The organism is Streptomyces sp. CA-288835, assembly GCF_050936385.1.
Taxonomy (GTDB): domain Bacteria; phylum Actinomycetota; class Actinomycetes; order Streptomycetales; family Streptomycetaceae; genus Streptomyces.
Genome location: NZ_JBNJMW010000001.1, coordinates 385,897 through 398,387, shown reverse-complemented (window position 1 = coordinate 398,387; position 12,491 = coordinate 385,897). Strand labels below are relative to the sequence as shown.

Annotated in this window: 12 protein-coding genes; 3 read left to right on the top strand and 9 right to left on the bottom strand. The window is 70.2% G+C overall.

Annotated elements, in window-relative coordinates:
• Positions 1-7: 7 nt before the first annotated feature.
• On the bottom strand, positions 8-1,504 hold the full coding sequence (locus tag ACQEVY_RS01935) for an MFS transporter (protein WP_432944101.1): 1,497 nt from the start codon (positions 1,502-1,504) through the stop codon (positions 8-10).
• Positions 1,505-1,591: 87 nt separating this feature from the next.
• On the opposite strand from ACQEVY_RS01935, the gene ACQEVY_RS01930 reads away from it, so the two are divergent.
• Positions 1,592-1,999, top strand: coding sequence for a MarR family winged helix-turn-helix transcriptional regulator (locus tag ACQEVY_RS01930; RefSeq protein WP_432944099.1), 408 nt, complete (start codon positions 1,592-1,594; stop codon positions 1,997-1,999).
• On the opposite strand, the gene ACQEVY_RS01925 is transcribed toward ACQEVY_RS01930, so the two are convergent.
• A complete protein-coding gene (locus ACQEVY_RS01925) occupies positions 2,000-2,752 on the bottom strand; it encodes a maleylpyruvate isomerase family mycothiol-dependent enzyme (protein WP_432944097.1) in 753 nt (250 codons plus the stop codon).
• A 151-nt stretch (positions 2,753-2,903) separates the two neighbouring features.
• On the opposite strand from ACQEVY_RS01925, the gene ACQEVY_RS01920 reads away from it, so the two are divergent.
• Positions 2,904-4,130 (top strand): cytochrome P450, encoded by a 1,227-nt coding sequence (locus tag ACQEVY_RS01920; protein WP_432944095.1) that lies wholly within the window; start codon positions 2,904-2,906, stop codon positions 4,128-4,130.
• 54 nt (positions 4,131-4,184) lie between these two features.
• On the opposite strand, the gene ACQEVY_RS01915 is transcribed toward ACQEVY_RS01920, so the two are convergent.
• The 7 genes from ACQEVY_RS01915 to ACQEVY_RS01885 all read right to left on the bottom strand — a co-directional run bounded on the left by ACQEVY_RS01915 (position 4,185) and on the right by ACQEVY_RS01885 (position 11,722).
• Positions 4,185-5,468, bottom strand: coding sequence for a cytochrome P450 (locus tag ACQEVY_RS01915; protein ID WP_432944093.1), 1,284 nt, complete (start codon positions 5,466-5,468; stop codon positions 4,185-4,187).
• Positions 5,465-6,097, bottom strand: a complete 633-nt coding sequence (locus ACQEVY_RS01910; RefSeq protein ID WP_432944091.1) for a GTP-binding protein — start codon at positions 6,095-6,097, stop codon at positions 5,465-5,467. Before ACQEVY_RS01910 ends, ACQEVY_RS01915 begins: the two co-directional genes overlap by 4 nt.
• A complete protein-coding gene (locus ACQEVY_RS01905) occupies positions 6,078-6,434 on the bottom strand; it encodes a DUF742 domain-containing protein (RefSeq protein WP_165338126.1) in 357 nt (118 codons plus the stop codon). Before ACQEVY_RS01905 ends, ACQEVY_RS01910 begins: the two co-directional genes overlap by 20 nt.
• Before the next feature lie 5 nt (positions 6,435-6,439).
• On the bottom strand, positions 6,440-6,859 hold the full coding sequence (locus ACQEVY_RS01900) for a roadblock/LC7 domain-containing protein (protein WP_432944089.1): 420 nt from the start codon (positions 6,857-6,859) through the stop codon (positions 6,440-6,442).
• 118 nt (positions 6,860-6,977) lie between these two features.
• Positions 6,978-8,951: an ATP-binding protein gene (locus ACQEVY_RS01895; protein ID WP_432944087.1), complete on the bottom strand. Its 1,974-nt coding sequence runs from the start codon at positions 8,949-8,951 to the stop codon at positions 6,978-6,980.
• 423 nt (positions 8,952-9,374) lie between these two features.
• Complete coding sequence (locus ACQEVY_RS01890; protein WP_432955020.1) at positions 9,375-10,544, bottom strand: MFS transporter; 1,170 nt, start codon at positions 10,542-10,544, stop codon at positions 9,375-9,377.
• Positions 10,545-10,639: 95 nt separating this feature from the next.
• Entirely contained in the window at positions 10,640-11,722 is a 1,083-nt protein-coding gene (locus ACQEVY_RS01885) for a 2-hydroxyacid dehydrogenase (RefSeq protein ID WP_432944085.1), read from the bottom strand.
• A 19-nt stretch (positions 11,723-11,741) separates the two neighbouring features.
• Between ACQEVY_RS01885 and ACQEVY_RS01880 the strand changes: the two genes are divergently transcribed.
• Positions 11,742-12,287, top strand: coding sequence for a DeoR/GlpR family DNA-binding transcription regulator (locus tag ACQEVY_RS01880; RefSeq protein ID WP_432944083.1), 546 nt, complete (start codon positions 11,742-11,744; stop codon positions 12,285-12,287).
• Positions 12,288-12,491 lie beyond the last annotated feature (204 nt).

The window sequence follows — 12,491 nt, the reverse complement described above, 5'->3', positions numbered from 1 at the left end:
AGAGGGATCAGTCGCGGACCGGCACCCGCTCCTCGCGTGCCTCCTGTCCCTCCTGTACGGAGTCGGACTTGGCGACCAGGACCGTCGTCTGCTGCGTACGCTGCTTGCGCAGACCCGTGGCCGTGATCAGCAGGCCGAGGACCGCGATCGCCGTGACCACGATCAGCCCCGTGCGGTAGCTGTCGAGGACGGCCTGCGGAGAGGCGTCGTCGGAGGCGCTCGCGGTCACCACGGCCGTCACGATCGCCAGGAAGATCGCGCCGCCCACCTGTACCGAGGTGTTGAGCAGGCCGGAGACCATGCCCTGCTCGTGGTCGTCGACGCCGTTGGTGGCCTGGATGTTGAGTGAGGGGAAGACCAGCGCGCAGGCGGCGCCGATCAGGAGCATCGTCGGCAGGATCACCGCCGCGTACACGGGGTTGAGGTCGATGTTCAGGAACAGCGCGTACGCGATGACCATGCTGGCGAAGCCCACCGGGATCAGCCGCCGGGTGCCGAACCGATCGACGACGGCTCCCATCTTCGTGGCGGACAGCGCCACCAGCGCGCCCGCGGGCAGGAAGGCGAGCGCCGTCTCCAGGGCCGACCAGCCGAGCAGCGTCTGCAGATACAGCGTGGCCAGGACCTGGAAGCCGATGTATGAGCCGAAGAACGTCATCGCGCCGAGCTGGGCCCGAATCTGGTTGCCGGAGCGCAGCACGCCGAGCCTGACCAGGGGACCCGCCGAGCGCTGCTCGATCCGGACGAAGATCGCGAGCAGGACGGCGACGGCGAGGAAGGAGAGCAGCGTACGGGCCGAGGCCCAGCCGACCTCTGGGGCCTGGACGACGGTGAAGACGAGCAGCAGCATCGAGGCCGTGCCGATGATGGCGCCGGGGATGTCATAGCCGTTGTGGTTCTTCTCGCGCTCGCTGCGCGGCAGCAGCTTGAGGCCGGCTATCAGGGCGATGATCGCGATGGGTGCGGGCAGGAGCATGGTCAGGCGCCAGCTGGCCTCGGTGAGCAGACCGGACAGGACGAGGCCCATGGAGAAGCCGGTGGCGGCGCAGGTGGTGTAGATCGACAGGGCGCGGTTGCGCAGCGGGCCCTCGGCGAAGGTCGTGGTGATGATCGACAGGCCCGCGGGCGCGGTGAACGCCGCGCTGAGGCCCTTGATGAAGCGGCTGGCGATCAGCAGTGGGCCGGAGTCGACGAGCCCGCCGAGCAGTGAGGCGAGCGCGAACACGGCCAGGGCGATCAGGAAGACCTGGCGGCGGCCGAGCAGGTCGGCGGTCCGGCCGCCGAGGAGCAACAGGCCGCCGTAGCCCAGGATGTAGCCGCTGACGACCCATTGCAGGGCCGAGGTGGAGAGGTCGAGTTCGGAGCCGATGGACGGCAGGGCGACGCCGACCATCGACACGTCCAGCGCGTCCAGGAACATCGCGGCGCAGAGCACGAGGAGGGTGCCCCATAGGCGAGGTGTCCAGCGTTCCTGGGTCGCGGAATCGGGGAGCGGAGAGGTCATGCGCCACACACTACATGCGCATGCATTCAATGCAAGCGCATTTAATTCGGATGCAACAAAGCCTGATTTCTGCTACGGTCCGGCGTCATGGCGGCTGCGGAGAACGTTGAGCAGGGGCTCGTCGACCAGTGGCGCGACCTCCTCGCGGTGCACGCACGCACAGTGTCCGAGCTCGACCGCGCACTCCATCAACACGGCCTGTGCGCCAGCGACTTCGAGGTCCTCGACGTACTGGCAGGCTGCGCCGCGGCCGACGGTGCCGGTGCGTATCGCGTCCAGGAGATCGCCGAGCGGGTCCATCTCAGCCAGAGCGCACTGTCCCGGCTGATCGGCCGGCTCGAGAAGGACGGTCTGGTGGAGCGCTGCATGTGCCCGCAGGACCGGCGGGGCGTACGCGTCTCGCTCACGACCGAGGGGCGCGCGCTGCACGGCGACGTGCTGCCGGTGCAGCGCGCGGTGCTGGAGCGGATGCTGGCGGCGGGTCCGGGCGACTGATCACCGGCGCGCGGGTCCACTCCAGGTGATCGCCGACGTCTCGCGCCACAGCGTCGCGAGGGCGGGATCTCCGGTCACGCCCGGGAAGGGCCGACGGTTCCACAGCGACAGGTAGAGCTGGGCGGCCGGGCCCGCCAACTCGCAGTCGGCGTCGGCCAGTTCGCCCCGCTCGCTGACCGGCGCCTCGGGCGACAGTCGTACGGTCCACACCGCGTCGGTGTCCTCGGCCCGCACCCTCAGCACGCGCGGCACCTCCGTACGCACCGCGCTCTTCTTGCGGGCGTGGAAGCCGAAGAGCAACTCGTCGATTCCGTCGATTGCGAAGTCGACGGCGATCGGGCTCGGGGTGCCGCCGAGCGCGGATTCCGCGTCGTACCGGTGCACCGTCGTCTCGTGCGCCTGCCTCCGTGCCCAGAAGGCGAGCGGCGAGGGTGCGGGCAGGAAGCTCCAGCAGTCCACGTCGGCAGGGGCATCCGCGAGCGTGTCGACCAGCCGGCGGTGGCCCTCGCGGAACCAGGTCATCAGCTCCGTACCGTCCAGATCCGGCAGGCCCTCGTCGGGGTGGTACGAGGTGTGTCTCTCGGCGACGAACGCCGTCGCCCAGCGGTGCACCATGCCCGTGTGCCGCACCAGGTCCCGCACCTGCCAGCCGGGGCAGGTGGGCACCTTGGCGTTGGTCCCGGCCTCTTCGGCCGCCGTCGCCAGCAACTGGCCCTCGGTGTCCAGGGTTGCGATGAGCTGCGCGGTCTCCATGCGGTGAGTCTGCCGGATGGAGTGCGGTCGAAGGGAAGAGATTTACCCCGGTCTCGCGGGCGCGGTCGGCCAGTAATCGGCTGTGCCCCGGCCCCGCATGATCAATAGCCTTGAACGGCCTGCCGGTTGACGCTTCAAGGAGTCCCCCCACGTGACCACCGCACCGGACCTGCCCGACATCCTGTCGAAGGAATTCGCCGAAGACCCCTATCCCGCCTACCGGATCATGCGCGAGAACGCCCCGCTGATCTGGCACGAGGCCACCCAGAGCTACATCGTGTCGCGCTACGAGGACGTCGAACGGATCTTCAAGGACCGCGACGGACAGTTCACCACCGACAACTACGTATGGCAGATCGAGCCCGTGCACGGCCGGACGATCCTGACGCTCAGCGGGCGCGAACACGCCGTGCGCCGGGCTCTGGTGGCCCCGGCCTTCCGCGGCCGTGACCTGCAGGAGAAGTTCCTGCCCGTCATCGAGGACAACGCCCGGGCCCTCATCGACCGCTTCCGCCATACGGGGAGTGCCGATCTGGTCGCGGACTTCGCGACGCGCTTCCCCGTCAACGTCATCGCCGACATGCTCGGCCTGGACAAGGCCGACCACGACCGCTTCCACCGCTGGTACACGTCCGTGATCGCCTTCCTCGGCAATCTCGCGGGCGATCCGGAGGTCGCCGCGGCCGGTGAGCGCACCCGCGTGGAGTTCGCCGAGTACATGATCCCGATCATCCGGCACCGCCGTGACCACCTCGGCGACGACCTGCTGTCCACGCTGTGCGCCGCCGAAGTGGAAGGCGTGCGCATGAGCGACGAGGACATCAAGGCGTTCTGCAGCCTGCTGCTCGCGGCAGGCGGGGAGACCACGGACAAGGCCCTCGCGAGCATCTTCGCCAACCTGCTCGCGCATCCCGAACAGCTCCAGGCCGTACGGGACGACCGCTCACTGATCGAGCGGGCCTTCGCGGAGACCCTGCGGTACACCCCGCCGGTCCACATGATCATGCGTCAGTCGGCCGAGGAAGTGGAGCTGAGCGGCGGCACCGTTCCGCCGGGAGCCACGGTGACCTGCCTGATCGGAGCCGCGAACCGGGACCCCGCCCGCTACCGGGACCCGGACCGCTTCGACATCTTCCGCGACGACCTGACCACCACGAAGGCCTTCTCCGCCGCGGCCGACCATCTCGCGTTCGCTCTGGGCCGCCACTTCTGCGTGGGCGCCCTGCTGGCCCGCGCCGAGGTCGAGATCGGCGTCAACCAACTTCTCGACGCCATGCCCGACATACGGCTCGCCGACGGTTTTCGGCCAGCCGAGCAGGGCGTGTTCACGCGGGGACCGCAGGCGCTGCCCGTGCGCTTCACCCCGGCCCCGACCTGAGCCCGGCCCGCATGACGTGCCCGTACGACATGCTCGTACGGGCACGGGCAGGCCTCACCGCAGAATCGGCGTGAACTCCACCGGCAGTGAGGTCAGTCCCCGCATCCAGATCGACGGCCGCCATACGAGCTCCTCCGGCTCGACCGAGAGGACGACGTCGGGCAGGCGCTCCAGCAGCGTCTCGACGGCCGTGCGCGCGATGACGTCGGCGAGCAACGGAGCCGGGTAGGGGCAGCGGTGCTCGCCGTTGGAGAAGGACAGATGGGCGCCGTTCCCCTCGGCGCCGACATGGCCCTCGGGCCAGATCTGTGGATCGGTGTTCGCCGCCGCGAGCCCGAGGACCAGACAGTCGCCCGCCTTGATCCGGCGCCCGCCGAGCAGGGTGTCGCGCACCGCCCAGCGGCCGATGAAGTTCTGGGTCGGTGTGTCCAGCCACAGCACCTCGGTGAGGGCCTCGCCGACGCTGACCCGGCCGCCGGAGACGTTCAGCGCGAAGCGGTCGTCGGTGAGCAGCAGCCGCAGCGTGTTGCAGATCCAGTTGGCGGTGGGCTGCTGAGCCGCCGCGACGACCGAGATCAGGTCCTGGACGATCGCGTCATCGCTCAGCCCCTCGGGATGGGCCAGCATGCGGGAGACCACGTCCGCGCCGGGTTCCGCCCGCTTGTCCTTCACCAGCTGCTGGATGCGTTCCTGTACGCGGACGTAGGCGGCGACCGGATCCTCGCCCTCGCCCGTGTCCAGGGAGATCCGCAAGTCCCGTACGAGATCGTCGGTGTCCGTGCTGTGGGCCGACATGCCGCACATCTCCACCGCGGCCCGCATCGCCAGGGGATGCGCGTACGTGCTCATCAGCTCGGTCTCGCCGCTGCCTGTGAAGGCGTCGATGAGCTGGTCGGCGATCCGCGCGCAGTTGACGCCGAGCTCGAACTGGTCGACGCCCTCCAGGGCTTCGGTGATGACGCCGGCCCGGCGCTGGTGCTCGGCGCCCTCGGTGAACAGCACCGAGGGCTGGTAGCCGACGAAGGGCAGCAGCGGCCAGTCCGCGGGAATGTTCTCCCACTGGTTCCAGCGCCGCGAGTCACGGGCGAAGAGCTCGTCGTGGGCGGTGACGAACGAGACCTCCGGGTAGCCGAGGACCAGCCAGGCGGGTACGTCCCCGTCGAGCAGTACGGGCGCCACGGAGCCGTGGGTGCGGCGCAGTTCCTGGTACAGCGCGGCGGGAGTCTGCTGGTACTCCAGGCCGCTCAGCGGAACCGCGTTCGCGTGCGCCGGGCAGCCCGAGGTGGTCCGCTTCGCGTCGGCGGGGCGCGGGTCGAAGCCGGTCGCGTCGTCGTTCATGGGGTCATCTCCCGGGCCATGGCCAGTTCGTAGAGGTGGTCGACAAGACTGATCAGGACGTTCTTGCCGGACGAGCGGACCCGCGCGTCGCAGTCGATCAGCGGTACGTGCTCGGGCAGCGCGAGTGCCTGGCGGATCTCGTTCAGGGAGAAGGCGTTGGAGTCCTGCTCAAACCGGTTGACCGCGACGACAAAGGGCGTCCTGTGGTGCTCCAGGCGGTCGATCGCGTACCAGCAGTCGCTCATCCGCCGGGTGTCCACCAGCACGACGGCACCCAGGGTCCCCGCGAAGAGCCGGTCCCACAGGAACCAGAAACGCTCCTGGCCCGGGGCGCCGAACAGATACAGAACCGTGCGCTCGCTCAGGCTGATCCGGCCGAAGTCGAAGGCGACGGTCGTCGTGGACTTGTCGGCCAGACCCGCGGTCCGGTCGATGCCGACACCGGCCTCGGTCATGACCTCTTCGGTGTTCAGGGGGCGGATCTCGCTCACCGAGCGGACCAGCGTGGTCTTGCCGACGCCGAAGCCGCCCACCACGACGATCTTGAGCCCGGTCTCGGACGTGGCGCTGAGCGGCGTACGGGCAGGGGGCTCAGAGCTTGTGGAGGGCTCAAAGCTTACGGAGTCCATCGAGAACCTCCAGCAGGAGAGCGGATTCGGGCAGGGCGGCCGCCGCGGACGCGGGCCGGGGATGGCGAGCGGTGACCTTCGCCATCGCCAGCAGATCGCCCACCAGGATCCGGACGACCGTCACCGGCAGCTTCAACTCGGCGGCGATCTCGACCACGGCGGCCGGGCGACGGCACAGCTCCAGGATCCGGACGTGCTCGGACTGCATGCCGCGAGCGGGCTCGCACTCGCTGACGATCAGCGAGACGAGGTCGAGATCGTCGGGAGCTTCGCTGCGGCCCCCGGTGATGGTGTACAGCCGGTCCGGGTCCCCGGTGTCGACCGGACGTCGGCTCATCGGGATCAGCTCTCCTCTGTCGGGTCCATCGGGGTGCGGGCCTCGGCACGCAGGTGCTCGCCGATCCGCTCCACCAGGTCGGTCATGTGGTGTCCCACCACACCCGGGTCGGCGCCGTCGTCCGCGACGACCGCCAGGTGCGCGCCCTGCCCGGCCTCGACGATGAACAGCAGCCCGCCGTAGAACTCCGTCATCGAGTGGCGTACGCCGCCGCTGCCGTCGCCGAACTCGACCGAGGCGCCCTGCGCCAGGGCCTGCATCCCGGAGGCGATGGCCGAGAGCTGGTCCGCCTGGTCGACGTCCAACTGCTGGGTCCAGCACAGCTTCAGCCCGTCGCGGGAGAGCACGAGGGCGTGCCGGGTCCCGGGGGCGCGCTCGAGAAGGCCTTCCAGGAGCCAGGTCAGTGTGGTGTCAGTGGTCTGCATGGGTGGGTGAAGAGCTGGTGATCCGTTGAGGCCCGGCCACCGGCCCTTTCCTCCAATCTCCGGTCTGTGACGGGTCGGGACGCCCGGTCGAGGCGTCCCGCGAGAAGAAGGGCCGGGCTCAGTCGGCGTCGTGTGGGTCGGCCGGGTCGGCCGGTTTGGCGGCTCGGGCCGCCTCCTCGGCTGCCGCGGCCTCACCGGCCGCCGCGGCGAGGCGCGCGCGGTGGAAGGCGCCGAAGCTCTTGCCGGCGTCACGGGCTGCGGGCCGGTCGGCCGCCGGGCGTTCCCCGGGCGTACGGACACGTTCGGCTGCCGCCATCGTGCGCCCCGGGGGACGTACTGGAAGGCCGTTGGCGGTCACCGAACCGTTGTCGCCGGTCGGGGCGGAAGGGGCTGGCGGGGAGGCGGCGGGTGTGGGGGCCGGTGTGTCCGGCATGCGCGAACTGGTCCGTGCGGAGGGGGTGTTGGGCGTCCGCGGACTGTGCGGTGCGGCCGGAGTGTCGGGCATCGGCGAACCGGCTGGTGTGTCCGGCGTCCGCGAACCGGCCGTCGTGGCCGAAGTGTCGGGGGTCCGCGAACCGGCCGTCGCGGCGGGGGAGTTGGGCGTCCGTGACCCGTCCAGCGTGTCCGGCGTCCGTAAACCGCCGCCCGATGCCGCCCGCCTCCTGTCGCCCGCCCGCGCCTCGGTGCCCCCGGCGCCGGCCGCCACACGCTCGCGCGGTCGCGCCGACGGGTCGTGCAGCGGGGGCTCCGCGAGTGCCGTGCGCTGCTGGGCGAGCAGTTGGGCAGGGAGGTGTACGACGACTCCGGTGCCGCCTCGGGAGGAGGGGCGGTAGCTGACGGAGATGCCGTACTTGACGGCGAGCCGTCCGACGACCGCGAGCCCCAGCCGGGTCCCCTGGAGGGAGGCGAGGTCGCTCATCGCGCCCGACACCGCCTCCTCGGCCCGACGCAGCGCGGCGTCGGCCATCTTCAGGCCGCTGTCCTCGATGGTGACGACGATGCCGGCGGAGCGCTCCTCCACATAGACGTGAACCTGGTCGATCGGCGCGGAGAAGCTGGTCGCGTTGTCCATCAGTTCGGCGAGGAGATGCATCACGCCCTCGGCCGCGAACCCGGCCACCGCCGCCTTGCTGGCACAGTTCAGGCTGACCCTGCGGTACGCGGCGATCCGGCCCACGGCGCCGCGCAGGATGCTCTCCATCGGGATCGGCTTATTCCAGGAGCGGCTGGCCCGCCCGCCCATGAGCAGCGCCAACCGGTCGGTGAGGAGGCCGAGTTGGGAGGTGCTGTGGTCCAGCTCGAGCAGGTCGCCGAGGACCGCTTCGCCGTGCCTGTCCTGCATCTCCCGTAGATCCGCCAGGATGCCCACGGCCTGGGCCTGTACCCGGCTCAGCGCCTTCGCACTGGCGGCCCGGGCCGCGGCGGAACGCCGCTCGCTGACCGCGAGTTCGCGTACGCCGGCATCCACCAGCTCGCGCACGACGGTGCTGGAGAACTGGGACAGCCGCAGCTCCGCGCGGACCGTGTCCAGTGAGGCTCCCTCGCCCAGTCTCCGTACCGCCGTGGGCAGGATCTGCGAGGTCGCCTTCTGCAGATCGCGGGTGATGGCCTCCCAGGCCCGAACCGCCTGCTCGCGCTCGCCGTCCGCCCTGGCCGCGCGCCGCTGCGCCGCGCCCAGCGCCTCCGTCACCGCGTGCTGCACAGCCCTGAGTTGAGGCTCCGTCGGCTGCCAGGCACTGGCCGATCCCATCGCGGCGGACACGGGACCGCTCGTGGGGTCCTCGATCGCCGAGGTCAGCTCCGGGAGCACCGCGCCGGCCAGATACTCCGCCTCGGAGCGACGCCGCGCCGACTCCGCCATCGACCTGTCCACCTGCGCGGTGAGCTTGCGGTGCAGCCGCGTGGCCGCCGCGGCGAGCAGGACGAGGCAGCCGCCCGCCCCCACGACTGTGCCCGCGACCCAGTCGCGTGCGGCGTCCGGTGCGGCGAGTACGAGAGGTGTGCCGACGGCCGCGGTCACCACCGCCGAGGCGATCGGCAGAAGCCGCCACGCCGACCTCTGGCGTGGACTGGACGCGTCGGGATGTGCCATGCCGCGATCCTCGATGTTTCTCGGGGGTGATGTGCGTGCCGCGCACGCGTGGGAGGGTCAACTCGCCCCTGTGCTACGGCGGTTGAACTGCGAACCATGCTAACCACGCGTTCTGGCCGGAAGCCGGGCCTCCACATCGCCCACACATGCTGAAAACAATTCGACGCATACTGAGCCCCGGCGGACGTACCTGTGCTACGCACCGACCGACGGCACTTCGCCTTCGAATCCCCCTGAACACCCCCCAGCCAGGGGTGGAGCAGACGTTTTCGGCATGCCTCTATACACGCGATAATTACGGGGAATTCCGGCGGAAGAATGCCGACCGGCGGTGCCGAATTCGCGTGACGGCAATCGAACTTCAGCCATTTCGGGTGACGATCGAGACGACCGACGGGAAACGGGTCGTCGGGTGTGCGGACGTCAGCGCTCCGCCGATTGACGTGTCGTCACGCCGATGAGGGCGGCGACGGCCGCCAGCGCCGCCACGCTCGTGAGGGCGATGGGCAGGGAGAACCAGTCCGCCATGAAGCCGATCGCGGGCGGTCCGAGCAGCATGCCGCCGTAGCCGAGGGTGGATGCGGTCGCGACGCCGCTGGGGCCCGCCAGGGCGCCGGCCCGTTCGATGGCGACCGGGAAGATGTTGGCGAGGCCGAGCCCGGTGACCGCGAAGCCGAGCAGGGTCGCCCAGACCGATGGGGCTAGCGAGCCGAGCAGCATGCCAGCGGCGGCCATGGCGCCGCCGGCCACCACTGTCCGGGTGCGCCCGAGTCGCTCCAGGAGCGTCGTCCCGCTGAGCCGGCCGATCGTCATGGCGAGCGCGAAGCAGGAGTAGCCCGCCGCGGCGACGCCCGGGTGAGCGTCCAGGTCCTGCTCCAGGTGCAGTGCTCCCCAGTCGGCCAGGGCGCCTTCGCCGTACGCGGTGCAGAGGGCGATCAGGCCGAAGACGGTCACCAGAGTGCGGGTACGGGCGTCGAGGCGGCGCGGTGTACGTTCCTGGTCCTGCCCGCGGTCCGGCGGTAGCGGAGCCTCGTACCGCAGCAGGGTGCGTCCCGCGACGCCGGTCACCGCCAGGCCGATGAGGGTGAGACCGAGCAGGTGGCGGGTGGGGGACAAGGAGCCCGCGACCAGGCCGCCGAGCCCCGCACCGATCATGCCGCCCAGGCTGAAGGCCGCGTGGAAACTGGGCATGACCGGCCGCCGCAGCGCCGCGACCAGGTCGACGGCGGCGCTGTTGAAGGCGACGTTGATCCCGCCGTAGGCGGCGCCGAAGACCAGCAGTACCGCGCCCAGTGCGGCTACGGAGTGCGTCAGCGGCGGCAACGCGACGCTCAGCGACAGCAGGACGCCGCACACGACCGTCACCGGGTGGCTGCCGAAGCGGCGGCAGAGCCGCCCGGTGAGGACCATCGTGACCACAGCGCCTGCGGAGACTCCGAGGAGCGCGAGTCCGAGCTCGCTGGCAGAGGCGTTCGTCTGCTCCTTGATAGCGGGGATGCGCACGACCCACCCGGCGAAGATGAAGCCGTCGAGGGCGAAGAAGGTGGTCAGGGCGATACGGAGCCGGGTGAGGTCGTTGTCCTTGCCCGGCACGGCGTTGTGCGCTCGGGCTTTGTTTATTTGCGGCACAAAATCAGGCTAGGTGGGGTGGGTGGCTGGGGCAAGGTCGGCCTCGGCTTCCAGACAGCTCAGTGAAGTCGGGCTAGAACGTCTGGATTTGCGCAGTGCGCGAGGGGTCGGCCTTGCAGGAATCTTGCTACTTCCGAGGCCACGATGGAGGCGGCGTTGAAGGCGGTCTGTTTGCTGGCGCCGGCCAGATGGGGCGTCATGACGATGTTGGGGGTCGTCAGCAGGCGTGAGTCGGTGGGGATCGGCTCGCGGGGGAAGACGTCGAAGGCCGCGCCGAAGAGCTTTCCGGCGTCCAGGGCGTCGCACACGGCGTCGTAGTCGACAAGGGACCCGCGGGCGCAGTTGACCAGTACGCCGCCCGCGGGCATCAGGTCGATCAGCTGCCGGGAGATCAAGCCCTCGGTCTGCGGAGTCGCGCGGGCGTGGACGGTGACGAACGTGGAGCGCCGCATGAGGTCTGCCAGGTCGGTGACCTCGGCCGGTGACACGTCGTCCGGACGGACAAAGGGGTCGGCGACGAGCACGTGTGCGCCGAAGCCGCGCAGGATCCGGGCGACCCGGGAGCCGATGGCGCCGTATCCCACGATGCCGACGGTGCTGCCCTCGAGCTCCGGCCCGACCTTGTCGAACATGTAGTAGTCACCTCGCCAGGTGCCTGCGGCGAGGTCCGCGTGGGTGGCGGGGACGCGTCGGGCCGCGGCCATCATGAGGGCGACCGTGTGCTCGGCGGTGGCGGTGGCGTTGCGCCCGGGGGCGAAGGAGACCGCGACGCCGTGCCGGGTGGCTGCCTCGAGGTTGGCGTTGACGGGGCCGCCGCGGCTGACGCAGAACAGACGCAGATCGGGGCAGGCTTTGAGGATCCGGTCGGTGAGCGGTGCCATCTGGGTGACGCAGATGTCCACTCCGCTGAGGGCTTCGATGAGCTGCTCCTCGGTGCCCGATGCCTCCCGTACCTCGGCCACCTCCCCGAAGGGCTCGACCGGCCAGGGCAGGGTGAGTTCGCGGAAGGTCGCGGTGGGTGCGGCCGGCCGGAGTCTGTCGGTGAGCAGGGAGTTGAGGACGAAGTGGTCACCGGCGGCGAGGATGGTGGTCACTTGAGTGCTGGCGACCGCGCAACCGTCGACGGCGTTCCACGGCGACATCCGGCACCGCACCCAATCCATGACGTCGGAGAAGAGCGCACTCGCCCGTGCCGCACTTGGCCTCGTCAAGCCCGGGCAGTCCCTCATCGTCGACGACAGCACCACCGCCCTCGCGCTCGCCGGACTGCTCTCGCAGCGCGCACCGCTGACGGTCATCACCAACTTCGTACCCGTCATCCAGGTTCTCGCCGGCAGTCCGGGAATCGAGCTCATCTCACTCGGCGGCGCGTACTACCCCGCCTACGACGCGTTCCTCGGCATCCGGACCATCGACGCGGTCAACAGCCTGCGTGCCGACACGCTGTTCGCCTCGACGACCGCCATCACCCGCGGCCACTGCTACCACCAGTCCCAGGAGACGGTGGGAGTGAAACGAGCCCTGATGGAAGCCTGCGACCGCAAGATCCTTCTGGTCGACCACACCAAGTTCCAGCGCCGCGGCCTTTACCAGCTCGCACCCGTCACCGCGTTCGACCTCGTCATCGTCGACGCCGGCATCTCGGCATCGGAGCTTGACACGCTGCAGGCCAGCGGCGTGGAGGTCCTCGTTGTCGGCGTGGAGTGAAACCCGGTTCGCGTGCGTCGGGGGAGCGGCCCGCGGCCGCCACGGGCGTCGTGCGCGGGCTCCTTCACGGTGGGTCCCGTCCAGACCGCTTGAATGTCGGCCATTCCTCAGGGGAACGGTTGTGCGTGGGGGCAGTTGAGCGTTCGTACCCTTGCACTGCGGGGCACAGCAATCGCGTACCGTGGAGGCATCACAACCGGAGGT

What these genes read in the sequence shown, in the direction of transcription:
- ACQEVY_RS01935 (WP_432944101.1), bottom strand. Translation starts at nt 1,504, where the DNA reads ATGACCTCTCCGCTCCCCGATTCCGCGACCCAGGAACGCTGGACACCT.
- ACQEVY_RS01930 (WP_432944099.1), top strand. Translation starts at nt 1,592, where the DNA reads ATGGCGGCTGCGGAGAACGTTGAGCAGGGGCTCGTCGACCAGTGGCGC.
- ACQEVY_RS01925 (WP_432944097.1), bottom strand. Translation starts at nt 2,752, where the DNA reads ATGGAGACCGCGCAGCTCATCGCAACCCTGGACACCGAGGGCCAGTTG.
- ACQEVY_RS01915 (WP_432944093.1), bottom strand. Translation starts at nt 5,468, where the DNA reads ATGAACGACGACGCGACCGGCTTCGACCCGCGCCCCGCCGACGCGAAG.
- ACQEVY_RS01910 (WP_432944091.1), bottom strand. Translation starts at nt 6,097, where the DNA reads ATGGACTCCGTAAGCTTTGAGCCCTCCACAAGCTCTGAGCCCCCTGCC.
- ACQEVY_RS01905 (WP_165338126.1), bottom strand. Translation starts at nt 6,434, where the DNA reads ATGAGCCGACGTCCGGTCGACACCGGGGACCCGGACCGGCTGTACACC.
- ACQEVY_RS01900 (WP_432944089.1), bottom strand. Translation starts at nt 6,859, where the DNA reads ATGCAGACCACTGACACCACACTGACCTGGCTCCTGGAAGGCCTTCTC.
- ACQEVY_RS01895 (WP_432944087.1), bottom strand. Translation starts at nt 8,951, where the DNA reads ATGGCACATCCCGACGCGTCCAGTCCACGCCAGAGGTCGGCGTGGCGG.
- ACQEVY_RS01885 (WP_432944085.1), bottom strand. Translation starts at nt 11,722, where the DNA reads ATGTCGCCGTGGAACGCCGTCGACGGTTGCGCGGTCGCCAGCACTCAA.
- ACQEVY_RS01880 (WP_432944083.1), top strand. Translation starts at nt 11,742, where the DNA reads ATGACGTCGGAGAAGAGCGCACTCGCCCGTGCCGCACTTGGCCTCGTC.